This window comes from Brevibacillus sp. M2.1A, assembly GCF_013284355.2.
Lineage (GTDB): Bacteria > Bacillota > Bacilli > Brevibacillales > Brevibacillaceae > Brevibacillus.
Window position 1 is genome coordinate 20,566 of the sequence record NZ_JABSUY020000002.1, and the last position, 25,077, is coordinate 45,642.

22 protein-coding genes and 1 riboswitch are annotated in these 25,077 nt (G+C 48.0%); of the genes, 4 read left to right on the top strand and 18 right to left on the bottom strand.

What is annotated here, in order from left to right:
- Positions 1 to 53 precede the first annotated feature (53 nt).
- Genes HP567_RS29330 through ftsE form a run of 3 tightly spaced genes read right to left on the bottom strand, consistent with a single transcriptional unit; the run spans position 54 to position 2,856 of the window.
- Positions 54 to 1,256: a murein hydrolase activator EnvC family protein gene (locus tag HP567_RS29330; protein ID WP_173612227.1), complete on the bottom strand. Its 1,203-nt coding sequence runs from the start codon at positions 1,254 to 1,256 to the stop codon at positions 54 to 56.
- Between the two features lie 27 nt (positions 1,257 to 1,283).
- A complete protein-coding gene (ftsX, locus tag HP567_RS29335) occupies positions 1,284 to 2,180 on the bottom strand; it encodes a permease-like cell division protein FtsX (protein ID WP_047069723.1) in 897 nt (298 codons plus the stop codon).
- On the bottom strand, positions 2,170 to 2,856 hold the full coding sequence (gene ftsE, locus HP567_RS29340) for a cell division ATP-binding protein FtsE (protein ID WP_173612226.1): 687 nt from the start codon (positions 2,854 to 2,856) through the stop codon (positions 2,170 to 2,172). Before ftsE ends, ftsX begins: the two co-directional genes overlap by 11 nt.
- 331 nt (positions 2,857 to 3,187) lie before the next feature.
- Between ftsE and HP567_RS29345 the strand changes: the two genes are divergently transcribed.
- Positions 3,188 to 4,345: an iron-containing alcohol dehydrogenase gene (locus HP567_RS29345; RefSeq protein ID WP_173612225.1), complete on the top strand. Its 1,158-nt coding sequence runs from the start codon at positions 3,188 to 3,190 to the stop codon at positions 4,343 to 4,345.
- Between the two features lie 56 nt (positions 4,346 to 4,401).
- Here HP567_RS29345 and HP567_RS29350 read toward each other — a convergent pair whose 3' ends face one another.
- A complete protein-coding gene (locus HP567_RS29350; protein ID WP_173612224.1) occupies positions 4,402 to 5,502 on the bottom strand; it encodes a GerAB/ArcD/ProY family transporter in 1,101 nt (366 codons plus the stop codon).
- A gap of 139 nt (positions 5,503 to 5,641) precedes the next feature.
- On the opposite strand from HP567_RS29350, the gene HP567_RS29355 reads away from it, so the two are divergent.
- A complete protein-coding gene (locus HP567_RS29355; RefSeq protein ID WP_173612223.1) occupies positions 5,642 to 6,553 on the top strand; it encodes an acetamidase/formamidase family protein in 912 nt (303 codons plus the stop codon).
- A gap of 60 nt (positions 6,554 to 6,613) precedes the next feature.
- Here HP567_RS29355 and argH read toward each other — a convergent pair whose 3' ends face one another.
- The gene (gene argH, locus HP567_RS29360; RefSeq protein WP_173612222.1) at positions 6,614 to 8,059 is read right to left on the bottom strand and encodes an argininosuccinate lyase; all 1,446 of its coding nucleotides are present in this window, start codon (positions 8,057 to 8,059) and stop codon (positions 6,614 to 6,616) included.
- Positions 8,056 to 9,315, bottom strand: coding sequence for an argininosuccinate synthase (locus tag HP567_RS29365; protein ID WP_056487125.1), 1,260 nt, complete (start codon positions 9,313 to 9,315; stop codon positions 8,056 to 8,058). Before HP567_RS29365 ends, argH begins: the two co-directional genes overlap by 4 nt.
- A gap of 276 nt (positions 9,316 to 9,591) precedes the next feature.
- On the opposite strand from HP567_RS29365, the gene HP567_RS29370 reads away from it, so the two are divergent.
- Complete coding sequence (locus tag HP567_RS29370; RefSeq protein WP_173612221.1) at positions 9,592 to 10,131, top strand: histidine phosphatase family protein; 540 nt, start codon at positions 9,592 to 9,594, stop codon at positions 10,129 to 10,131.
- A 28-nt stretch (positions 10,132 to 10,159) separates the two neighbouring features.
- Here the strand turns inward: HP567_RS29370 and HP567_RS29375 are convergent, their stop codons facing one another.
- The 10 genes from HP567_RS29375 to HP567_RS29420 form a co-directional block, all read right to left on the bottom strand.
- Complete coding sequence (locus HP567_RS29375) at positions 10,160 to 11,497, bottom strand: HD-GYP domain-containing protein (protein ID WP_173612220.1); 1,338 nt, start codon at positions 11,495 to 11,497, stop codon at positions 10,160 to 10,162.
- Complete coding sequence (locus HP567_RS29380; protein WP_106785319.1) at positions 11,481 to 12,032, bottom strand: DUF5317 domain-containing protein; 552 nt, start codon at positions 12,030 to 12,032, stop codon at positions 11,481 to 11,483. The genes HP567_RS29375 and HP567_RS29380 overlap by 17 nt, the downstream gene beginning before the upstream one ends.
- A gap of 255 nt (positions 12,033 to 12,287) precedes the next feature.
- A riboswitch (cyclic di-GMP riboswitch) is annotated at positions 12,288 to 12,368 on the bottom strand.
- Between the two features lie 95 nt (positions 12,369 to 12,463).
- On the bottom strand, positions 12,464 to 13,435 hold the full coding sequence (gene argF / locus HP567_RS29385) for an ornithine carbamoyltransferase (protein ID WP_173612219.1): 972 nt from the start codon (positions 13,433 to 13,435) through the stop codon (positions 12,464 to 12,466).
- Positions 13,380 to 16,622, bottom strand: a complete 3,243-nt coding sequence (gene carB / locus HP567_RS29390; RefSeq protein ID WP_173612218.1) for a carbamoyl-phosphate synthase (glutamine-hydrolyzing) large subunit — start codon at positions 16,620 to 16,622, stop codon at positions 13,380 to 13,382. The genes argF and carB overlap by 56 nt, the downstream gene beginning before the upstream one ends.
- The gene (locus tag HP567_RS29395; protein WP_173612217.1) at positions 16,615 to 17,721 is read right to left on the bottom strand and encodes a carbamoyl phosphate synthase small subunit; all 1,107 of its coding nucleotides are present in this window, start codon (positions 17,719 to 17,721) and stop codon (positions 16,615 to 16,617) included. The genes carB and HP567_RS29395 overlap by 8 nt, the downstream gene beginning before the upstream one ends.
- Before the next feature lie 147 nt (positions 17,722 to 17,868).
- The gene (locus tag HP567_RS29400) at positions 17,869 to 19,050 is read right to left on the bottom strand and encodes an aspartate aminotransferase family protein (protein ID WP_173612216.1); all 1,182 of its coding nucleotides are present in this window, start codon (positions 19,048 to 19,050) and stop codon (positions 17,869 to 17,871) included.
- Positions 19,013 to 19,858: an acetylglutamate kinase gene (argB, locus tag HP567_RS29405; RefSeq protein ID WP_173612215.1), complete on the bottom strand. Its 846-nt coding sequence runs from the start codon at positions 19,856 to 19,858 to the stop codon at positions 19,013 to 19,015. Before argB ends, HP567_RS29400 begins: the two co-directional genes overlap by 38 nt.
- A gap of 13 nt (positions 19,859 to 19,871) precedes the next feature.
- A complete protein-coding gene (argC, locus tag HP567_RS29410; protein WP_173612214.1) occupies positions 19,872 to 20,912 on the bottom strand; it encodes an N-acetyl-gamma-glutamyl-phosphate reductase in 1,041 nt (346 codons plus the stop codon).
- 136 nt (positions 20,913 to 21,048) lie between these two features.
- On the bottom strand, positions 21,049 to 21,462 hold the full coding sequence (locus HP567_RS29415; protein ID WP_173612213.1) for a c-type cytochrome: 414 nt from the start codon (positions 21,460 to 21,462) through the stop codon (positions 21,049 to 21,051).
- A gap of 76 nt (positions 21,463 to 21,538) precedes the next feature.
- Complete coding sequence (locus HP567_RS29420) at positions 21,539 to 21,808, bottom strand: YciI family protein (protein ID WP_047069739.1); 270 nt, start codon at positions 21,806 to 21,808, stop codon at positions 21,539 to 21,541.
- A gap of 143 nt (positions 21,809 to 21,951) precedes the next feature.
- On the opposite strand from HP567_RS29420, the gene HP567_RS29425 reads away from it, so the two are divergent.
- Complete coding sequence (locus tag HP567_RS29425; protein WP_173612212.1) at positions 21,952 to 23,388, top strand: PAS domain-containing sensor histidine kinase; 1,437 nt, start codon at positions 21,952 to 21,954, stop codon at positions 23,386 to 23,388.
- On the opposite strand, the gene prfB is transcribed toward HP567_RS29425, so the two are convergent.
- Positions 23,378 to 24,491, bottom strand: a protein-coding gene (prfB, locus tag HP567_RS29430; RefSeq protein WP_173612211.1) for a peptide chain release factor 2 whose coding sequence is annotated in 2 segments (ribosomal slippage) — positions 23,378 to 24,409 and positions 24,411 to 24,491 — 1,113 coding nt in all. Because the reading frame shifts where the segments join, the coding sequence is not laid out codon by codon here. The two genes, HP567_RS29425 and prfB, sit on opposite strands and share 11 nt — an antisense overlap.
- Before the next feature lie 113 nt (positions 24,492 to 24,604).
- The gene (locus HP567_RS29435; protein WP_173612210.1) at positions 24,605 to 25,066 is read right to left on the bottom strand and encodes a hypothetical protein; all 462 of its coding nucleotides are present in this window, start codon (positions 25,064 to 25,066) and stop codon (positions 24,605 to 24,607) included.
- Between the last annotated feature and the right edge of the window lie 11 nt (positions 25,067 to 25,077).

The window sequence follows — 25,077 nt, forward strand, 5'->3', positions numbered from 1 at the left end:
GCTGCTAGTGTATGCATGTTCCGATCACAATATTTGTCTGGTCGCACGAGGGTCTACTTCAAGTACGGCATTGGATTAACTGCTACGTCGTTTTTATAGACGGTAAAGTGTACGTGATTTCCGGTTGAGCGACCTGTTGATCCTACCTCTGCGATCTTTTGACCTCTCGATACGGATTGCCCAACAGAAACCTTGATACCTCCCTCGCGAATATGACCGTACAGAGTGGTATATTCCGCGTTATGCTTGATCATTACTGTATTCCCGAAGCCGCCGTTATATCCTGCAAAGAGAACGATTCCGTCAGCCGCAGCCAAAATTGGCGTTCCCTTCCGTGCTGCCATATCTACACCATTATGCCCAGCCGAGCGGCCTGTAAACGGGTCTGACCGCATTCCGAAGCCCGAAGTGAAGCGAAATTGTCCGCTTGCAACAGGCAAGGCAAACTTCCCACCCTTGTACCCTGTACTGGATGCGCTCATTGCACGTACTCGCTCCGCGTATTTGGCTGACTCTTGTTTGGTGATAGTCAAAAGCTCCTGTCCATACTGCTCCAAATCCACTTCAAGAGCAGATTCTTTCTTTTCCAGTTCAGCCTTGACCACCATACTTTGCTTGTACTGCTTGTCCAATTCGACTTTGAGCTCCTCAGCCTCATCGAACATCCCGGCGTACACAGTCAGTTGATGATCAATTTCTTTCTTTTTAGTCTCGATGGTTTCCTTATCGCGAATGTTATCCTCTAAAATACGCGTGTCCTGCTCTAAAATAAGCTGCAAGGCCTGCATACGCGTCAAAAAGTCCCCAAAGTCAGAGGAACCGAGAAGGACATCCAAATAGGAGACCGTACCGCGTTCATACATGGAAGTCACACGTGTTCTGAGCAAGGCATCCCTTTTCGCTACGCGATCTTTTGCCTCATCCAGTTTATCCTGCGCGTTTGCTGCTTTTTCCTTGGTTTCATCCATTTGCTGCTCAAGCTTGTCCAGCTTTTTCTGTGTATCGTTGCGACGCAAATCGATTTGCATCAATTGCGTTTCCAAGCCCTTTTTCTCTTTTTGCACGACATTGATCTGTTCTTCTGTCTTCTTCATCTGCTGCTGCTGGCTTTTCTTCTTCTTTTGGATCTCTTTTAGCTCTCGATTAATCTTGTCCAAAGAGGCCTTACTAGGCGCTGCCAAGCTCACATTTGTCGGGAGCACAGTACCGACTACAAGCCCAGTGATTACGAGTGCTAGCAGGATTCTCTTTCTCATGATACTCCTCCCACGCTCTACAAATTATTAAACTCGCAAGAAGCGACGTACGGACACCAAGCTTCCCCAAATCCCGATGAATGCACCAATCGCCAGCAAAGCCAACGCCACTTGGTACACGAGCGGGAATAACGGCAACAATTTAAACAGTTGGGAAGCTTCAAAACTGGAGTGAATGGCATCCAGGAGGTAGTAATAGCCAACCATTAGCATAATGGTCGGAATCAATGCCCCTGCCACACCCATCATGAGCCCTTCCACAAAGAATGGCCAACGGATAAACCAGTTCGTGGCACCAACCAGCTTCATGATTTCAATCTCTCTGCGACGTGCCACAATTGTCAGCTTAATCGTGTTGGCAATCAAGAACATCGCTGTAAAACCAAGTCCAATAATAAAGGCAATCCCGACATTACGGACTGCTCCTGTCAAGGAAAACAGCTTTTCCACAGTGCCTTCCCCATAGGTTAGGCTTTTGACATACTGGATATTTTTAATTTGAGCGGCAACAGCAGCAGTGTCTTGCGGTTGCTTCGTTTTTACGGTAAACGCATCCGGAAGAGGGTTGCTTTCCTCCAATCCTTCGAACAAATACGCTTTTTCACCAAGGCTCTCTTTAAATTGCTTCAGCCCTTCGTCTTTCGGAACAAATGAAACAGACTCTACTTGCGGAAGTTTCTTGATGTTGTTCTCAACCTGTGTGATGTTTTCTTTTGTCGCCAGCAAGTCCATGAAGACCCGAATTTCTACTTGCTTTTCCACGGACTGCGCAAAGTAATTGACGTTCATCGCCAGAATGAGGAAAACGCCCAAGATAAAGAGGGTAATGGTCACGGCACTAATTGAAGCGAACGACATCCAGCCGTTCCGCCCGAGGTTTTTGACCCCTTCACGGACATGGCGCCCCAGCGTCCTAATCTTCATAACCATATTCCCCTCTCTGCTCATCACGGGCAATTTGGCCTGCTTCGATCGCAACCACCCGTTTTCTCATGGTGTTTACAATTTCCCTATTGTGGGTAGCCATAACGACTGTCGTTCCACGTTGATTAATTTCTTCAAACAGCTTCATGATTTCCCAAGAGGTCTCTGGGTCCAGGTTCCCCGTCGGTTCGTCCGCGATTATAATTCCCGGACTATTCACCAATGCGCGCGCCAAGGCAACACGTTGCTGCTCACCACCGGACAGCTCGTTTGGCAGCATTTTGGCTTTATGCTTGAGCTTTACGAGACCCAAAACATCCATCACGCGCGGCTTGATTTGTTTCGGATTGCTCTCGATTACTTCCATCGCAAATGCGACGTTTTCGAAAACGGTTAACGTCGGCAGTAGCTTGAAGTCTTGGAACACGACACCGATACTGCGGCGGACTAATGGAATTTGGCGCTCTTTGATTCTGCTGACATTGAAGCCCCCCAAAAAGATTTGTCCTTTCGTCGGCTTCTCTTCACGGTACATCAATTTGATAAACGTAGATTTACCCGCACCACTGGGGCCTACTACGTACACAAATTCACCTTTCTCAATCCGAATGTTGATACCTTTCAAAGCATTCGTTCCATTCGGGTATGTTTTCCATACATCGAACATTTCGATCAAGCCAATCACATCCTACTTCGTCAGATCCTTGTCTATGTATCTTGATCCTGAATTTTAAAGTAAAAATCGACAAAACCCCTCTACCCTCTAGCAACCGCTGCTATACCTTGTTGAAAAACAGCGGGATTTCCCATCTTATCCATTATACCACCACGATTCACGGATGGTATCCACTAAATCTCTCATTTCTTGTCGAAACAGCTTCGATTGTTAACAACTGTCACGAATTTGGGAGAAAATAAGACTGCACATTCCCAACTAGCATCATGGAAAACAGTTGGCTACAATGAGTGTGACAAGAGGGCATCATAAAAAAGGAGCTGGTTATAACGTGGAAAATTTTGTTTACCATAACCCGACACAGCTGATTTTTGGACGGGGTCAATTGGCCCAGCTCGAGGAAAAAGCAAGACAGCTAGGTCCCACTGTTCTTTTGGTATATGGTGGTGGCAGTATAAAGCGAACTGGTCTCTACGACAAAGTGATTTCTCTGCTGCAGTCTGCCGGCTGCCGCGTGCATGAGTTGGCAGGAGTGGAGCCAAATCCACGTCTGAGTACCGTGAACAAAGGAATTGAATTATGCCGTCAAGAGGGCGTCAATTGGATACTTGCTGTAGGTGGTGGCAGTGTAATCGACGCGGCCAAAGCAGTCGCGATTGGTGTGCCTTACGAGGGAGATGTATGGGATTTTTATACGCGTAAAGCGGTCGCACAAGAGGCTTTGCCCCTCGGTACCGTACTGACACTTGCTGCTACTGGTTCTGAAATGAACCGGGGAAGTGTCGTCACCAATTGGGAGACACAAGAAAAGCATGGGGCTGGCACGACGTTTCCTGCGTTTTCGATTTTGGATCCAGAGCATACGTTCAGCGTGCCTCGAGACCAAACGATCTACGGAATCAGCGACATTTTGTCCCATGTATTCGAGCAGTACTTCACGCATACAACCGAAATTCCATTGCAAACACGTTTTGCCGAGTCGATCATGAAAACCGTCATCGAAAATGCAGAACGCGTCCTCGCCAATCCGGAAGACTACGATGCGCGGGCCAACATTATGTACTGCGGAACAATGGCATTGAACGGCACTCTCCCGGTTGGTGTCACAACAGATTGGGCAACCCACTCCATTGAGCATGCTGTGAGTGCTGTTTACGACATCCCACACGGTGGCGGTCTGGCGATCATCTTCCCGAAATGGATGCGCTATGTGTACCATGAAAACGTCGCTCGCTTTGTGCGGTTCGCGACAGAGATATGGAATGTCGATCCTTCCGGCAAGACAGACGATGAGATCGCTTTGGAAGGGATTTCCGCTACAGAAGCTTTCTTTGCGCGTATCGGTGCCCCTACTCGCTTGGCTGATTACGGTATCACCGACGAGCATTTGCAGCTCATGGCCGAAAAAGCTACTCCTTATGGCCCGATTGGTCAGTTTAAAACGTTAACGAGCGATGATGTGGCACAGATTCTTCGCATGTCTTTGTAAACACAAACAAACGCCGCCTTCCAGAAATGGGAGTACGGCGTTTGTTAATTTGATGGTCAGTTTTGATTCAGCCATTTTTTCCGAATTAGATTTCCGCATAACAGCACCAACGGTATACCGATGCTATAGGTAAAATCATAGAACGGCCAGTACTTCGCAATGATGTCCCCAAAGACGACGATATTGGGCGAGAAAATCGTAGACATCACCATGAGCAAAACGATGTACGGAAGGATTAGAACCTTGAAGTTGTCGATTCGAAAGACATGACGGATTCCCAAATGAAAAAACAGGCAGTACAGCGTAATTTTGACGCTCACCGCGATAAACCAGATCACCGCGATAATTGCCTCCAGCCGCTGAATGAAATCCCCGAGCTTCAGCTGTTTGATGAGAACATAGGTCGGATAAAAATGCCGCGCAGTCTGATCTGCCCCCAAAACAAGGATGCACATCACCATGATGATTAACAGCACAATTCCCCCTAGCAACGTCCCCAGAAAAAAAGCTCTCATCCGTTTTTGGATGGGCGAGACAAACGGAAGAACTGCCATAAAAATGACCAGCTCTGAAAAAGGAAAGGCGAATGCCGCAGTAGATCCCTGCAAAATAGGCTTCCACCCATTTTCAAAAACAGGTTGAATTCTCGACATTTCCGCCTGTGGCAGCAGGGTAATCATGAGTAACCCAAAAAAGAAAAAGAACCAGACAAAATAGATTTCTGCCGATTCTGCGACTGTTTGCAGTCCCAAACGCACACCAAACATAATCACAATGACAAACAATAGCTGTATCGCGAATCTTGGAGTCGAAACTAATAGATGCGTACCAACAAAGTCCCCAATCTCCATGACATGCGCCCCTGCTGAAAACAAGGTATAGCTAATAAACGAGAGTGTAATGATGGTTCCCAGTACTCTCCCGACAGTTTGATCAACGAAGGTGAAAAAGCTTTGATTCCGATACAGCTTCCCCACAGCTATGAGTAAGACAATATTGAGCAGTCCCACCAAAAGCCCGATCAGGACGGATATCCACGCATCCTGTTTAGCGAGTGCAGCCGTCATGCCAGGCAGGACGAGAACCGAGTCCCCAATGGTAACAAGGGTGACGAGCATCAATAGTTGACGGGGACTGATCTTATAGCTCTCTTGCATGATTGCTCCCTGCTCTCTTTAGGCCTTCGATCCTTTTGTACAATTATTTCCCCCATGATTCGGCGCTAAACACATAGGCATTTCATGCTATGATAAAGAAATATATGTAAATTCCGAATTGGACTGGAGGACTGCAACCATGTATAGAGTAAAAAAGCAGGATGTGATTTATGCCATGTCTCCTGAGAATCGGCCGGTCTTGAAGGTGGAAGCAGGCAGTACCGTAACGTTTGAAACCTGCGATTGCTTCGAGGACCAAATCCAATCGGCTGACACCGTGTTTCAAGAGCTTGATTGGAATCGGATCAACCCTGCTTCCGGCCCTATTTATATAGAAGGAACAGAACCAGGCGATATTTTGGTTGTTCATATTCAGAAAATTGAGATTAAAAATCAAGGCGTAATGGTTACTGGGCCAGAACTGGGTGTAATGGGATTCGCCCTGCAAGAAAATGTGATCAAAATGATACCGATACAAGATGGAAAAGCTGTCTTGTCAGACAAGCTTCAAGTTCCGATCAATCCCATGATTGGCGTAATTGGAACAGCTCCTGCCAAAGAAACCATTTCATGCGGTACGCCTGGCGATCACGGCGGCAACATGGACTGCAAGCAAATGCGGGAAGGTACTACATTGCTTTTACCCGTAAATGTTCCTGGCGCATTATTTGCCCTGGGTGACCTCCATGCTGCAATGGCTGACGGTGAAGTAGCTGTATGTGGTGTGGAAATCGCAGGGGAAGTAACCGTAAAGCTCGATGTGATAAAAGGAAAACAGTGGCCGTTACCGATGGCAGTCAACCAAGAGCACCTGATCACGATTGCGTCGGAAAAAGAGCTGGACAAGGCTGCGGATCGAGCGGTCATCAACATGGTACAATTTCTACACGAAGAGCTGGGCGTAGAAAAGGCCGAAGCCACCTTCCTGCTCTCCGCTGCGGGCGATTTGCGTATCTGTCAGGTCGTCGATCCCTTAAAGACAGCCCGCATGGAGCTGCCTCTTGCATACGCAACCGCAGTAGGCTTTGATTCGAAAATAGTCGGTAGATAAGGATAGAACGCAAAAAAACCCCAAAGCTTTGGGGTTTTTGTTCTTCATTCATGTACGTTTTTATGCAGGTGAACCGACATCGATCAAGGATTCGATCATGACCTTTTGACTGTTTTTGTCCACCCAAGCATGTGTTTCTACCAGTTGCTTGCGGTACCAATCTATTTGGACTTCTACCTGATTACGAGCGGTCCCACCCAGCACGTTGCGTGCATTGACGACGGTCTCAACAGCTAGAGCGTCATACACATCTGCCCCAATAGCCTCTGAGAAGCTCTGGAATTCTTCCAAGGTCAAATCAAGAAGATATTTTTGCTGCTCGATGCAGTACAAGACAGTTCTTCCTACGACTTCATGCGCCTGACGGAACGGCATGTCTTTGCGAACCAAGTAATCTGCCAAGTCTGTCGCATTGGAAAAATCGTTGGTAACTGCTTGACGCATGCGATCTGCTTTGACTTGCATCGTCTTCATCATCGGCGTGAGCAACGCTAGTGCACCATGAATGGTAGCTACCGTATCGAACATGCCTTCTTTATCTTCTTGCATGTCCTTGTTGTAAGCCAGCGGCAATCCTTTCAATACGGTCAACAATCCAAACAGATTGCCGTAAACACGCCCTGTTTTTCCGCGAACCAGCTCTGCTACATCAGGATTTTTCTTTTGCGGCATGATACTGGACCCCGTGCAAAATGCATCGTCTAGCTCTACAAAGGAGAATTCCTGACTGCTCCAGATGACGAGTTCTTCGCACAGACGGGAAAGATGGGTCATGACCAAAGAAGCGTCTGCCAAAAATTCGACGATGAAATCGCGATCACTCACTGCATCCATGCTGTTTTGATAGATTCCGTCAAATTGCAGCAATTCCGCTACAAATGTGCGGTCGATCGGGAATGTCGTACCTGCGAGGGCACCTGCTCCAAGCGGCAGCATATTCACACGCTTCCAAGTCTCGGTCATCCGTTCGATATCGCGTTGCAGCATGGACACATACGCCATCAAGTGATAACCAAACAATACCGGTTGCGCACGTTGCAAATGTGTATACCCGGGCATGACGGTATCGAGATGCTGGCTGGCTTGCTCAAGCAATGCTTCTTGCAAATACATCGCCAATTGGATAATCTCCATCAGCTTTTCTCTGAGGTACAGGTGCATATCCAACGCAACCTGATCATTGCGGCTGCGGCCGGTGTGGAGTTTGCCCCCCACCGGACCGATCTCTTCAATCAGCATCTTTTCAATATTCATATGCACATCTTCGTGCGCAACGAGAAACTCAGCTTGCCCGCGCTCAATTTTCTCTTTTACTTTTTTCAAGCCAGCGATGATCTGTCTTACTTCCTCCATCGGCAGGATGCCGCACTTGCCCAACATGGCAACATGAGCCAGGCTTCCGACGATGTCCTGTCGCCACATTTTCTGGTCGAAAGAAATAGAAGCAGTATACTCTTCTACGAGTTGATTCGTCGGCTTCGTGAAGCGTCCTCCCCAGAGTTTCATTGCTTGATCGCATCCTTTTCATCCAAAATCTTAATGGCTGTGTTTTTATTTTCGTGCAGTACACCTTCGTTCACCTGTGCATATACCTTTGTAGGAAGACCCCACAGCTTGATGAAACCGAGTGCTGCTTTGTGGTCGAATTGGTCACCTGCATTGTAAGTCGCCAGCTCATGGCTGTAGAGAGACGATGCAGAGGTACGGCCTACAACAATCGCATGTCCTTTGTGCAGCTTCACGCGTACGACACCCGTTACGTGTTTTTGCGTTTCTTCAATAAATGCCTGGACAGCATTACGAATTGGCGAATACCAGAGACCCTCGTAAATCACTTGCGCCAGTTTTTGCTCGACAATCGGTTTGAATTGAGCGACCTCACGAGGTTGGGTCAAGAATTCCAGCTCACGGTGCGCCAAAATCAAAGTAGTCGCCGCCGGTGTCTCGTAAACTTCACGAGATTTGATGCCCACCAAACGGTTTTCCACATGGTCGATACGGCCTACACCATGATTTCCAGCAATTTTGTTCAGCTTGAGAATCAACTCAGCCAGTGGGAGCTCTTCGCCGTTCAATGCAGTTGGCTTCCCTTGTACGAAAGTGATTTCAATTTCTTCTGCTTCGTCTGGTGCATCCGTGATCGACTTCGTCAGATCGTATGCACCTTCTGGAGGAGCAGCCCAAGGATCTTCCAGAACACCGCACTCGCAGCTTCTGCCCCACAGGTTTTGGTCAATGCTGTATGGATTGTCCAGATCGATTGGGATCGGGATATTGTTCTTTTTCGCATATTCGATCTCTTCGTCACGCGTCCAGCCCCATTCACGAACCGGCGCAACGATTTTGATATCCGGGTTCAGCGCTGTGAAGGAAACATCAAAGCGCACCTGGTCGTTTCCTTTTCCTGTGCAACCGTGTGCGACAGCTACCGCGCCTTCTTTTTCCGCGATTTCAACCAGCACGCGCGAAATCAGGTAACGCGACAGTGCAGACACCAATGGATATTTGCCTTCGTACATCGCGTTTGCCTTCAGGGCTGGCAATACGAATTCCTCTGCGAATGCATCTTTGGCATCCACTACGATTGATTTCAATGCCCCTACCTGCAATGCTTTTTTCTGTACGAAATCGAGGTCTTTCCCTTCCCCTACATCCAATGCAACTGCAATGACATCGTAGTTATACGTATCTTGCAACCATTTAATTGCTACCGATGTATCTAAACCGCCTGAATAGGCCAACACAATTTTTTCTTTTGCCATCATTCTCTCTCCCCGTTTCGAAGTTTCTCTTATGCGAGTAATTATACAAACGAACTAATAAAAATACAACTATTTTTCTTGTATATTTCTTGTGAATTCGCAGACAAAAACGGAGATGCAGAGAAATTATGCACTTCTCGTATAAAGCTTATCTTGTTTTTATGCATGCTCATCATCTGTTTATGCATAAACGTTTGCGTGATAAAAGGGAAACTTATCCAGGGTAGCGAATGAGTGAAAGGAGGAATTCCATAGGAGAAGGCTCTTGGAGGGATTATGAAAACAATTTATTTGGTCCGTCATTGTCAGGCTGCTGGCCAAGAACCCGATGCCCAGCTCACGGAAAAGGGAGAAGTACAAGCTCGGGAGCTTGCCACCTTCTTCGCAGGTTCCCCCGTTGATCGAATCATTTCGAGTCCGTATCATCGGGCGGTTGCCACCATCCAGCCACTTGCACAGGAACGCGGAATCGTGATTGAAGAAGATACCCGTTTGGTCGAGCGCGTTCTTAGCGGAGTACCACGTGAGGATTGGTTCGAGCGACTGCGCGATACGTTCGATGATCTGACTCTTGAATTCGAAGGTGGCGAATCCAGTCTTACTGCTATAAATCGGGCAAATTCGTTGCTCACTGAGATTTTGGCAGACGAGCATAAAGATATTGTGCTTGTCAGCCACGGATGCCTGCTGGCCTTACTCATGAAATCAATAGATGACCGCTTTGGCTTTCACGATTGGGAGAAATTAAGCAATCCAGATGTCTTCAAACTTACCTGCCATTTAGAATCCAGAGAGATCGTCCGCATATGGTCGTAAACGAATAAAAACAGTTACAAGGGGCAGCTCATCTGATTGCCTCCTGTAACTGTTTTTGTGGGATGGACTCTATTCCGATAATGCTCTGTAATTCTTCGCACGGCAGTCGCTGAACGATTCTGATAAAATGCTCCGCCAATATCGGATCAAATTGGGTACCAGAACCCCGTCTGATTTCTTGAAGCGCTTCCTCCACGGGCAATCCTTTTCGATAAGGCCTGTCCGCAACCATCGCATCGAAAGCATCAGAAATGGCTAAAATTCTCGCCATCAGCGGAATCTCATCCCCGGCTAAACCATCCGGATATCCCCTGCCATCTATACGCTCATGATGGGAGCGAATCGCAGGAAGCAATTCATTGAACATCCCTGCTTGCAAAATGATCTCGTAGCCAATGACCGTGTGCTGCTTGATCTTGTCATACTCTTCGGGAGTGAGCTTTCCTTTTTTATTAAGAATTTCGTCTTCGATACCGATTTTTCCAATGTCGTGCAGGATTCCCCCGATATAAACATCCTCCACTTTTCGTTCGGCCAAACCAATATCTCTCGCAATTTCTCTTCCCCAGTAAGCTACACGCTGAGAATGTCCACTTGTGTATCGATCTCGTGCGTCAATGGAAGCAGCCATCGTCGTTAAGAAGTTGTGATTGAATGATTTGACCTCTTCTACTTTTTGCTGAAGCCTTTGAAGATTGTCATAGTAATGATGAAATACGTAGCTGATCGTAATAAACGCAATCATCATAGGAATTAGTGTTAACGGACCATATAACTCTACTAATCGTGAACCTACCCCGGCAAGAATCAAAAGCAACAAGTAAGTCGAGGTAAAGCCTTTTGCCATCATCTTTACGGTTCGCGCCCAGGTCATTTGATGAAAATAGGAGATACCCAATCCACATAAAGTCAGGTTCACAAACCAATACACAACAGCCAAAAACAAATCGCTAATAATGGGAGAAACAGTTCCGAAGCCCTCGATCCAATCCTTCAAAAACGCTACTGTCCATATTGTCATTAACAATTGCCCAATGTTAATAATAGCTTTTAGCGGATTAAACCTTACCAGGAAAGCAATGATTAAAGATTCAATAACAGCAGCCCATACTCCGACCCAGACTCCGTACAACAAGATACCCGAAAAGATAACAGCATTGTTCACTGTTAAAATCGTATTAGATATACGCACGGGAGCAAAACAGGAAAAAATGGTCAGGAGGGTGTAGGTAGATATTACCCCCCAATGTTCACGAGCAGCCCATTCAGATGAAGATGTGTAAAAAATATAGATTGCTGCAATGACAAAGCCAACCTTGACAACAATCCCTTTTATCCAAACCGCAAAATCAGTTTTTTGTCGCATAACTTTTACCTTCGCGAAGTTGTAGTAATGAAATCGGTTTATTCATCAATCGCTGAACAAGTAAAAAGGCACCTAACATAATAAAAATATCGCCGATGCTAATAATCCGAGGAATGAAAGATGGCATGTAAATGACATCCGTCAAAAACGGAAAATTTGAACTTTCCGTCAATACACTATGCTTGAAATTCGTTCCGTTTATAACTGGCTCTAAATCATAAGGGAGCTTTGCTGCTTGAACTAAATCGATTGGCATTTTTCCATTGTTAGACCAAATTGCAATCGCATTCAGAAACCAGCCGATTAAAAAAATCCGCATATCTTCAAATTCTCGATTAAAAACGAGGAAGGCCAAAATAAACACATACGCGATCGATATGAAAATGCCACCGATCGTAGGGAAGAAGGCTGCACAAGCCTGCAGCAATATGGTAACGATAAGAAGTTTCTTTTGGTTGAATTTAGGTAATTCTTTGATTCTTCCCCCTCGCAGCAATGCTACGAGAAAAGATAGGGCAATTACATCCAATAGCATGTTGTTTCCTCCAAGCTTGAAGAAAAAACACCACTCAGCCAAGCGGTGTTTGTTTCTCCAATACGCTTATTTATCCAATATGGAAGTTTGCAGAAGTAGCTGCTACGATTGCTACCACCATCATAATTGCCGCGAACCATTTTTTCATTTTCTTTTCCCCCCTTCAGGCATAGTGGAGAAAGCTGGCTTCGCTACTGTCCGTGATGCAGAGGCCAAGCGACCAAGTACAGCCCCTGCTCCCCTTTCCTTTTCCATTACGAAAAAGGTTGGATTCGCTACTGGCTCCATACGGACCAAGCGACCAGATACAGTCCGTACTTCTTCGCTTCTTTCCTACCTTTATTTTACACATAAGTGACAAAATTCGGCAATCATAGATTCATAGTCTATTGGATTTAATTCCGGCTAGTTCTATTTAACTAGAACTATGTTCACACCAGCGCCGCCAAAATCGCCTTTTGTGCGTGCAATCTATTTTCAGCCTGATCAAAAATGACAGAGCGCGATCCGTCGATAACCCCGGTCGTCACTTCCTCCCCACGATGTGCAGGCAAGCAGTGCAAGAAGAGATAATCACGATCTGCCGCTGCTACCAATTTTTCATTCACTTGATAGTCGGCAAATGCTTTCAATCGTACCTCATTTTCTTCTTCAAAACCCATACTAGTCCAAACGTCCGTGTATACAGCATCTGCCCCCATGACAGCCTCTATCGGATCGGTGGTCACCATCATTTTTCCACCGCTTTGTTTCGCGTACCCCGTAGCTTTTGCGACAATGGTTGCATCCATTTCGTAGCCTACCGGAGTTGCTACCCGCACATCCAGACCTAGCAGAGCTGCGCCCAGCACCAGTGAATTCGCCACGTTGTTTCCGTCTCCTACATAAGCGAGCTTGACTCCTTTCAGCTTGCCTTTATGCTCCCAGATCGTCAGCAGATCAGCCAAAGCCTGACAAGGATGGTACAGATCGGTCAAGCCATTGATAATAGGAATCGACGCGTGCTCGGCAAGCTCTTCTACATAGGAGTGGGAAAAGGTGCGAATCATGATGGCATCCACGTACCGAGAGAGAACTTTTGCTGTGTCGCTGATCGGCTCCCCACGTCCGAGCTGGAGCTCTTTTCCGCTCATGAACATTCCCAAGCCGCCCAACTGATGCATCCCTACTTCAAAGGAGACGCGGGTGCGGGTTGAAGCCTTGTCAAAGATCATCCCCAACGTCTTGCCTTGCAAAGGCTGGAATGGCTGTCCCAGCTTTTGCAATTGCTTGACGTGAGCAGACAGATGGAGCAGCTCCATCAATTCTTCTCCATTGAATTCATCGACGCGCAAGAAATCTTTTCCTTTATGCTTTTGTAACGGCAAGTTTTGAAAGTGTTCCAATATCTTCACTGGCTGCATGCGAGCCACCTCTTTTCTTCATAATAGACTTCACGTATAACTCGAACGTATCGACAGCGGAGAACAATGGCACACCTTGTTGTACCATCCGGCTTCGCAGAGCAAATCCGGTCCGGCCATGACGATTGCCTTTCGTCGCAGTAACGAGTGCAAAGGCCGCTTGTTCCTCTTGCAACAGATCGATCCACGCTGCTTCATCTGCAACGATATGCTTCACGACAATTCCTTCGTTTTTCAGCCACTCGGCCGTTCCCGGAGTCGCCGCCAGATTGGCACCGTCAGCTTGTATTTGTCCGATTGACTCTCTCACGCCGCCCTGCTTATCTCCATCTGCCAAAGAAATCATGACCAACTGACCTTTTTGCCAGTCGCCGTACAAATTGTCTTTGAAAGCAAAGGCTTTGCCTGCAGCCTCTTCAAAAGAATGACCCAAGCCGAGAACTTCGCCCGTCGATTTCATCTCTGGACCTAGTACCGGGTCTACGCCGTTCAACTTGATCGTGGAGAAAACTGGCGCCTTGACGACGGCAAACGGAATCTCTGGCAAAAGCCCTGTACCGTAGCCCATCTCCGACAGCTTCTCACCCAATTGTGCACGAACCGCCAATTGAACCATCGGGATACCAGTCACTTTGCTCGTAATCGGTACTGTCCGTGAAGCACGAGGATTTACCTCCAGTACATAAACCGTTTCGCCATCAATGACGAACTGAATATTGATTAACCCGACCGCTTCCATTTCCTTCGCGATTGCTTCTGTATAGCTCGCGATTTTGTGCTTGATGTCATCCGTCAGCTGAGGAGCCGGGAACAAGGCTACACTGTCGCCTGAGTGGATGCCCGCTCTCTCCACATGCTGGAAGATCCCTGGGATGATGACAGAATGTCCGTCGCATACCGCATCTACTTCTGCTTCCTTGCCTGGAACGTATTTATCCACGAGGAGTGGGAAAAACATGCTCATGTCCGGATGGCTCAACCAGTCGTGAATGGTAGCCTGCAGCTCGTCGATATTGTGGACAACGACCATACCTTGCCCGCCGATGACATACGAAGGTCGCATCAAAACAGGGAAGCCGATTTCCTCCGCGATCGCGGTTGCATCCTCCAAGGACGATACTCCTTTTCCGGGAATATGCGGAATGTCCAGCTTGCGCAGCATGGCGTAGAACAGCTCGCGGTCCTCCGCGCGTTCAATGGCTGTAAGCGATGTACCCATTACTTTCAGCCCCGCATGCTCCAGCTTGGCTGCCAGATTAATCGCGGTTTGACCACCGAACTGAACCATGACGCCCTCCACCTGTTCACGCTCTGCGATATGGAGCACATCTTCTACGTGAAGCGGTTCAAAATACAGATGGTCGGCTGTTTCATAGTCAGTGCTGACCGTCTCTGGGTTGTTGTTCACAACGACTGCCGCAATACCCCTTGCCTGAAGCGCTTTGGCTGCATGCACGGAGCAATAGTCAAACTCGATTCCCTGACCAATTCGAATGGGACCTGAGCCAAGGACCAGTACTTTGCGGCCAGACAGTGACTCAACCTCATCTACTCCTTGCCAATCCGAATAGTAGTAAGGGGTTTGGGCATCAAATTCTGCCGCACAAGTATCCACAATTTTATAAGTAGGCGTAATGCCAGATTCTTGACGAAGTGATTTGATTTCGGCAGGTGTAGCGCCAACCAGTGAAGCGATGGTTTCATCCGCAAACCCGCGACGCTTTGCTTCCAACAACAGCTCTGGGGTCAATGTTTTGCTATCGTGGCAAGACAGCTCTACTTCCAAGTCCACGATTTTACGCAAGCTCCGCAAGAAAAACGGATCGACACCAGTCAGATTATGCAGCTCACTTTCTGTAAAGCCTTTACGGATCGCCTCAGCAAAAACAAACAGTCTGATATCAGTCGCTTCCTGCAAGGAATGGGCAAGCTCCTCGCGCGTCCAGGATGCCAGCTCTGGTCGAGTCAAATGTGTGCAGCCCTGTTCCAGGGAGCGGACTGCCTTCAAAAGCCCTGCTTCCAGATTGCGGGCGATCGACATGACCTCGCCAGTCGCTTTCATTTGCGTCCCCAGCTTGCGGTCTGCCAGCGGGAATTTGTCAAACGGGAAGCGCGGGATTTTGACCACGATGTAGTCCAACGCTGGTTCAAAGCTAGCGTACGTATAGCCCGTGATTGGATTTAACACCTCATCCAGCCCGTAGCCCAATGCGAGTTTGGCGGCGATCCGCGCGATTGGATAGCCTGTCGCTTTGGAAGCCAACGCACTTGAACGGCTTACACGAGGATTTACCTCGATCAGCACATACCGATCGGAATTCGGATCGAGCGCAAATTGTATATTGCAACCGCCTACTACCCCAAGCGAACGAATCACTTTCGTTGATACGCTGCGCAGCATTTGGTACTGACGATCTGTCAGCGTCTGAGAAGGTGCAACGACAATACTGTCTCCCGTATGAATACCTACCGGGTCCAAATTTTCCATATTGCACACGATTATGCAGGTATCATTTGCGTCCCGCATGACCTCGTATTCGATTTCCTTCCAGCCTTTTACACTGCGCTCAATCAGTACCTGACCGATTGGACTAGCCGCAATACCACCTGCTGCAACCTTTCGCAAGGACGCTTCATCCCCCGCGATCCCGCCACCTGCTCCTCCGAGCGTATAAGCAGGGCGCACAATCACGGGATAGCCGATTGTATTCGCAAACTCGATGGCTGCTTCTACAGATTCGACTGTATCGCTCTCTGGAACAGGCTCCCCGATTTGTTGCATCAATTGCTTGAACAGCTCACGGTCTTCCCCGTTTTGAATGGCAGCCAGCGGCGTACCCAACAGTTGGACGCTGTACTTTTCCAGCACCCCCGCTTCTGCCAGCGAAACAGCAAGATTAAGTCCCGTTTGGCCGCCTAACGTAGGCAAGAGACCATCGGGACGCTCTTTTGCGATAATAGCTGTCACGGATTCCACCGTGAGCGGCTCCAAATATACTTTGTCCGCTACTTGTTCGTCTGTCATGATCGTTGCCGGATTGTTATTCACCAGCACGACCTGCACGCCGGCTTCTTTTAGGGAAAGGCAAGCCTGTGCACCTGCATAATCAAACTCCGCTGCCTGCCCGATGACGATCGGACCAGAACCGATGACCAATACTTTATGAATGTTTGGCAATTTAGGCATATCTCTTCGCTCCTACTACGCGCATCGACTGCAAGAATTGGTGGAAAATGTGGGATGTATCACTCGGACCCGGATGTGCCTCCGGATGGAACTGCACACTGAAAACAGGCAAACTAACGTGACGCATTCCTTCGACTGAACCGTCATTGACATTGCGGTAGGAAACCGTTAATTGACGTTTATCCAAAGACTCTTCCTTGACCACGTACCCGTGATTTTGTGAACTCATATATACTTTGCCAGTCATCAGATCCTTGACCGGATGATTGCTGCCGCGGTGACCGTATGCGAGCTTCTCTGTCTTGCCGCCGTACATCAGCGCCAATACTTGATGCCCCAAACAAATGCCCAACGTCGGGTACTGCTCCACGGCTTTGCGCCATTCACTGCAATACGCAAGCAAGTGCTCCGGATCGCCAGGCCCATTGGAAAACAACAAGCCGTCTGGTGCGAGAGCATTGATTTGAGCAAAACTCGTATCAAATGGAACGACTGTAACACGGCAGCCCTGCTGTAGAAGGGCATCCAAAATCGATTGCTTCATGCCGAGGTCAATCAAGACAACATGCTCGCCTGTTCCCGGATAACGCTCCACTTGTTGTCTGGATACGTTGGCAACTAATGATTTCTTGGCGTGCTTGTAGCGCAGTGACACCACTTCCTCTACCTGCATAGGCTGATCGGAAATGACACCGAATACGGTACCGTCTTGACGGACGCGCTTGGTAATCGTTCGCGTATCAATCCCTGCAAGGATCGGGAAGCCAAATGCTTCTGCGGCTTGGGCCAAAGTCATGTTTGATTCGTAATGGCTTGGCTCCGTGCATAGCTCGCTGACAATCATCCCTGTCAACGCTGGCTTGGCTGCCTCATAATCCTTTTCGTTGATCCCGTAGTTTCCGATCAAGGGATACGTGAAGGTAACAATTTGCCCAGCAAAAGAGGGATCTGTCATCACCTCTTGGTATCCCGTCATTCCTGTATGAAAAACCACTTCTCCGAATCCGTTAATGGGGGCGCCATACAGCTTCCCTGTAAAAACCTCGCCGCTCTCCAGCGTTAAATATCCTGTTCCTAACGATTGATTCTCTCTATCCATCTATGAAGCCACTCCTCTCCAATGGGCACCGGCCTGATCCTCTTACCGAAAATTTATGCAACCTTTTGTATTAATATACATTTGGGATTATAAAAATGCAACGAGTTTTTTGACCTCTTCCACTCGTTGCATTCTTTGCTTTTTCCTCTAAACCTTCGACAGCGCCTCGCTTAATACAGTAATGGCCTGCTTTACTTCATCGTCGGTCGTTACAAACGAAGGCAAGAGTCTCACTACTTGTGGGCCAGCCATCAGCAGAATGACACCTTTCTCCCGTGCATACGCGACTGGCTCACCAGCAGGAATTGTTAGCTCCACACCGAGAAGCAGCCCTTTTCCCCGAACCGTAACCACTTTGTCTGGATGCTCTGCCTTGAGCTTCTCCAGCTCTTTGATCAATACGCCATGGATATGGGCTACCCGCTCCAAAATCTGCTCCTCTTCCATCGTCGCAAGCGTCGCGATTCCAGCGGTTGCTGCCAATGGATTCCCGCCAAAAGTAGTGCCATGCGTACCGGGATCAAACGCTTCTGCTGCTTCTTTGGTCGCGACGACCGCTCCAATCGGGAAACCACTTCCCAAGCCTTTTGCCAATGAAATCGCATCTGGCTTCATGTCATAGTGCTGGAAGGCAAACCATGTACCCGTGCGGCCAATCCCGGTCTGTATCTCATCGATTAGCAGGAGCAATCCATGCGCATCGCACAATTCACGCAGCCCCTTCACCCACGCCTCTTCTGCTGGATGAACGCCGCCTTCTCCCTGAACCAGCTCCAGCATGATCGCGCATGTCTTGTCTGTAATGGCTGACTTGACCGCATCAAGGTCGTTGTAAGGAACGCTGACAAATCCCTGCGGCAGTGGTCCGAATCCGTCCTTCACCTTTTCCTGTCCAGTAGCCGTCAGGGTAGCCAACGTCCGCCCATGAAAAGACTGTTTAAAGCTGATGATTTCGTAACGGTCGGTCCCTTTTATTTTTTGTGCATAGCGACGGGCGAGCTTGATCAAGCCTTCATTCGCCTCTGCTCCACTGTTGCAGAAAAAAGCCTGATCCAGCCCAGACAGACGACTCAGCTTTTCTGCCAAAATCTCTTGCTGAGGAACATGCACCAGATTCGAGCAATGCCACAACGTATCGAGCTGTTCGTGCAGCTTTGCCGTTACTTTTGGCGGAACATGCCCTAACGAGGTCACGGCAATTCCTGAGGTAAAATCGAGATATTGCTTGCCTTGATCATCCCACACCTGGTTTCCTTGTCCTTTTACCAAACTGATTGGCCATCTCGCATAGTTATTCATGAGATGCACAGGAGCTGTTGTTGTATGCATATTCATTTCCCTCCTCATTGAGCATTTTCATACGGACTGTTGTCCCGACTGCCTCCCCGGCACAAACACCGAGCAAATCTTCAGCGGTTCCCCGGCAGATGACAACCTGCTCTACGCCCTGTCCGAGAGCGTCGAGAGCTGCCTGAACCTTCGGAATCATTCCGCCAGTAATAATCTCTGTCCGAATCATTTCCTGTATCTCTTCTGCACTTGTAGCTGGCACTACTGCCTTGGTTCCGTCTGGCTGTGGCTGCATAATGCCCGGAACATCTGTCACCATGATCAGTTTTTCGGCGCTAAGTGCTGCTGCAATCGCTCCTGCGGCTACATCCGCATTGACGTTATATGTCTCTGTGCCGTCTTCACTAACAGAAAGGGGAGCAATCACCGGAACGTAGCCCCTCTCAAGAATCGTTTTCGGAATAGTCGTATCAGCCTTCTTGATTTCTCCTACCCACCCGAGTGGCTTTGACGTTTTTGTTGCCAAAAGGGTCTGACCATCGATTCCACTAACTCCCCAAGCCTTGGCTCCTGCCTGCGTCAGCCTTTTTACCAGCGCCTTGTTTATACTGCCGCATAAGACCATCTCTACGACACGCAGTGTGTCCTCGCAAGTAACACGCAGCCCATCGACAAATTGCGGAGTAATCTGAACTCGATCGAGCATACTGTTAATGGCAGGTCCGCCTCCATGGACGATGACGATCTCTTTTCCTTGCGCCTGCAGTCCGGCAATGGCCTGAAAGAAGGAGTCAGGCAACTGATCCATGGTACTTCCACCACATTTGATCACAACAATTCCTTGCATCCGCTCTCCTCCTCTACGGGTATACAGGTACGAGCGGCAAGCCCGTTTTCTCAGGCAAATCAAACATAACATTCATGTTTTGTACAGCTTGACCAGCCGCGCCCTTCATCATGTTATCAATTACCGACAGCAAGATGACACGCTTCGTGCGCTGATCAACATGGATGGCGATATCGCAGTAATTGGAGCCATGAACTTCTTTGGTACGTGGATGACTGCCTGCAGGACGTACACGCACAAAAGGCTTACCCGCATAAGCAGCTTCGTATAGCTCCTGGATTTGCGCTTGGGTGACGTCAGTTGTTAGTTGTCCGTAAGCCGTGACTAAAATCCCTCGGGTCATTGGCACCAGATGTGGCGTAAATTGAACAAGCGTCTCTTCCCCGCCCTGTTTTTGCAGCTCCTGTTCAATCTCTGGTGTATGCTGATGACTCGCAACTTTATAAGCATGGATGCTTTCATTAATCTCGCTGTAATGAACACCAAGCGATACTCCACGCCCAGCGCCGGACACACCTGATTTGGCATCAACGATCCAACTGTTAGGCTGTACCCAGCCTGTCTTTACCAGCGGAAGCAAGGCGAGGAGTGTAGCAGTGGGATAACACCCTGGATTCGCTATGAGACTGGCACCAGCCACTTGCTCTTGGTTCCACTCGGTTAAACCGTAAACCGCCGCTTCTACCCATTGGGACGGAGCCGGCTCATGTTTGTACCACGTTTTGTAGACCGCACCGTTTTCCAGACGAAAATCCCCGGATAAATCAATGACCTTCACGCCTCTTTCGACCAGCTTCGGAGATAGCCCGCTACTTACTCCCGCAGGTGTAGCGAGGAAGATTAAATCGTTCACACCGCTCATGCTGTCTGCATCAATTGGTGACAATGTGGGCAAGCCGAGCCCAGCTGCATGCGGAAACGATTTTTCCAAGCTATCTCCTTCTGATGAACTTGAATACAAATTGGCAATCTCCACATGCGGATGTCCAGCCAAAAGACGGATCAACTCCGCGCCACCATACCCCGTTGCTCCAACAATCCCGACCCGAACCATGCTCTCTCCCCTTTATCCCATTCTGTATTTTTATACATGAATAATAATAAAAATCCATATAGAATACAACAGAAAAACTTTTTTACGCCCAAAGAAAAAAGCGCCCAATTGCTCGAGCGCTGGTTTGTTGCCCTGTTTATTTTTTGTCCGCTAACCATGCAGCGATGTTTTCCGCATCTTTTCCTTTGACGAGACCCGGAGGCATTGCTCCTTTTCCTTTTTCCAAAATAGCCAATATCTGTTCCTTGCTCAACTCGCTACCGATCTTTTGCAAGTTCGGTCCAACTGCCCCTTCCAATGTCTGTCCGTGGCAGGCTGAACAAGTATTTTTGAACGTGGTTTCTGCAGTTGCTGCATCATAGCTGCCGGATGGAGTCGTCGAAGGAGTTTCTGTCGCTGGTTTTTCAGTTGCCGGCGTTTCTGTCGCTGGTTGTTGGGATGGCTGTTGTGCTGGTTGTTGTGCTGGCGGCTGTGTTTGCTTGCTGGTACCACAGGCACTTAGCGAGAATGCGAGTACAGCCGCTGTTAAAACGAGTGGAATACGTTTCAAGGCTGTTCCCTCCTTTATTCGGATTTCTTCGCTAAGTATGCCTCCAACTACCACTTCTCATTCTTACTACAGCCATTTAGGATAAAGGAAATTCCAACGGACTCCATTCACGTAACTCCAACGTCCGTGCGCCTTCCACGACAACTGGATCAGCCTCAGCCAATTTGCGGGCTTCTTCCAGAGAATCCGCTTTGTAAATGACCAATCCGCCAAGCTTGTCTGTGAAGGGTCCCGCCATGAACACTTTTCCTTGCTTGTACAAATCATTGATATACGTAAGATGCGCTGGTCTTACTTGAGCATTCAGCTCTTGATTCACGATTGGCAAAAATGCGGCATACAACATGGACGGTTTCTCTCCTTTTTCATGACCTTGTTCTTTCATGAAGTATAACATAATTATGAATACGGACTTTGGTCTGGTAGGATTTTTCCTTTCTACAGCGAACGATTCAAAGGTAGCAAGTAGCAACAGAGAGGCGGATAGGTATGGACACGCAGATACAGTTATATACATCTCTCTTCCACAACAATCCTGACGCTGTTTTCATGTTCGACATGCAGGGCAGATTCACAGGCGTAAACGCTGCTGGTGAAGCATTAGTAGGATTCACCTCTCAGGAATTGCTGCGCATGCAAATTTGGGAAATTCTCGCTTCTACTGAGGGTCTCGACAATAAGAAACAACAACAAATCCTCTCTGCAGGAATCAGAAAAGATAAGCATTATCAGTTGCTACATAAAAACGGGCAGGTTGTGGATATTATCGCTTCCAGCTTTCCCATTTTTCGAAACGGCGAAATCATCAGTCGCTATTCCATTGCCAAAAACATCACGCAGCAAAAGAAAGTGGAAGAGGCTCTTCACCAGATGCAAGAGAACTTTCGGTTAATATCCGAAAACATTATGGATTTGATTTTTATAGTAAATGTGGATGGAATTATTACCTACGCGTCCCCATCTGTTCAGGCCGTTACTGGTCTCACGATTGATCAAGTGATCAATCAGCATTTTTCGATCTTGGTTCATCCTGAGCAAGTAACCAACGCCAAGAGCGATTTTGCTCAAATGATGAACCGGAAGATTACACTCGATGCCGAGTACCATTACCTGCACCCAGACGGTCGAATGTTGCTGTTCGATGTGAAAGGGACACCTGACATTTGTTCAAACGGCCATATTCTCAGCACGGTTTTTGTGGCACGTGATATTACGGAACGTCGGCAATCAGAGGAATTGCTTCGTTACTCTGACAAGCTGTCCGTTCTAGGAGAGCTTGCTGCGGGTATTGCCCATGAAATTCGCAATCCACTTACGGCCTTGAAAGGATTTATTCAACTCATGGAAGGGGACGAGTTCGCCAATCAGCAATACTTGCAAATTATGCGATCCGAAATCGACCGGATCACTTCGATTACCAGTGAGCTTTTGATAATGGCGAAGCCGCAAGCGTTGCGCTTTGCTCCCAACGGCCTTTTGCCATTGCTTTCGTCTGTCATTAAGCTCCTGGAACCGCAAGCCCTTCTTAAAAATGTATCCATTCTCACTGATTTTCCACAAGTCACGTCCCTCATTTTGTGTGAGGAATATCAAATCAAGCAAGTCTTTATAAACATCATAAAAAACGGCATGGAAGCCATGCCGTTAGGTGGAAATCTCACAATCAAGGTTGTAGAGCGTTCTTCCGATGTTATCATCCGAATCAGCGATCAAGGACAAGGTATCCCTGCTGAGCTACTTCCCCGATTAGGAGAGCTTTTTTATAGCACTAAAGAAACAGGAACTGGCCTCGGGTTAATGGTAAGCACAAAAATTATTCGCGATCACGGCGGTACAATCAACATCGAAAGCGATGTCGGCAAAGGAACCACCGTATCGATCTCCATACCAAAAGCCTTGAAGCCTACTGTTTCGTTTAACGATTAATCTGCGCGCGCAGATAAGCATCGATAAACGAATCAATCTCACCATCCATGACTGCTTGAACGTTTCCTACCTCCATATTCGTCCGGTGGTCTTTTACCAGACTGTATGGGTGGAAGACATAGGAACGAATTTGGCTGCCCCAGGCAATATCCTTTTGTTCCCCTTGAATAGCAGCCAACGTTTTCTCTTGTTCTTCCCGTTTTTTCTCAAACAGTCGTGCCGTCAGCATCTTCATCGCACGCTCCCGGTTTTTAATCTGGGAGCGTTCTGTTTGACACGTCACCACAATTCCAGAAGGCAAGTGAGTAATACGTACAGCGGAGTCAGTCGTGTTGATATGCTGACCACCCGCACCACTGGAACGATACGTATCGATTTTCAGGTCTTCAGTACGTATGTCTACCGCATTATCGTCTTCGATCTCCGGCAGGACGTTGCAAGACACAAACGATGTGTGACGACGTCCAGAGGCATCAAACGGAGATATCCGCACAAGACGATGAACCCCTTTTTCTGATTTGAGGTAACCATACGCATTGTAGCCCTTAATGAGGAGAGTGACACTTTTTACGCCGGCTTCATCGCCAGGCAAATAGTCCAATGTTTCGACCTTGAAGCCCTTCGCATCCCCCCAACGTGTATACATACGCAGAAGCATGGACGCCCAATCCTGGGACTCCGTACCGCCCGCTCCCGGATGCAGCTCCAGAATGGCGTTGTTTTTGTCGTATTCATCACTCAAAAGCAATTCCAGCTCAAAGCTCTCAAATGATTTCCGCAGCTCCTGCGTACTGTCATACAGATCTTGAATGAGAGAGGAATCCCCTTCTTCGATGACAAGTTCCAACATTACCTGGAGATCCTCGTACTGGGAATCCAGCTTGGCCATCGTCTCCACGAGGCTTTTGATTGCATTCAGTTCACTGATTGTCTTCTGCGCTGCATCGTTGTCATCCCAAAAATCGGGTGCCAGCATACGCTCTTCCAGTTCACCGATTCGTTCCTGTTTTACTGGGAGGTCAAAGAGACCCCCTGATATCCGCTAAACGCTTAGCCATACTAGACATCTCTTGTTTGATGTCCGCAATATCGATTAATGCCATGTTGCGAATCACCTTCTCTTTACGTAAGCTATGTTTTATTGTAACGTAATTTGCCGGATGCGCAAATACGGCAGCTTGTCACGTTTAGAAAAGGGACTTTGCCGCTATCTTTTTCACGTTGCCACTGGTGGTGATGGCGAGGATCTCAGGTCTCGGATTTCAAGTGGTTGTTTATTTTCCGCCTGCGGTGCAGCAACCAGATAGAGATGGGTACGCCGAGCTTCGCTTGCTTTTAGCTGGAATGCTCGTTTGATGATAGCTTGTCGCTTCCAGTTGTGTGTTTTTCGATATTTATTGGCTAGCGGACTTTCACGCGTTCGATCCACCATTCCATTCGGCGGTGCGATCAAAGCCTCATTCCAATTCGGCTCCGGAATTTCCTCCATCAGTCGCTTGTCCTCAAAGACCGGGTTTTGCGCTGAGATGACTCTCGGTAATTCGATTCCCTCCTCCTTTTCAATGAGCTGTACTTTTTTATTTTCTTTTCCTGTCTTTAGGACTGCTTTTAAAGTAACGGCAATGCGCTCCATTATATTTTTTGTTTGTATCCCCATCACGTTCACTGACGTTCTCATTTGTTCATTCC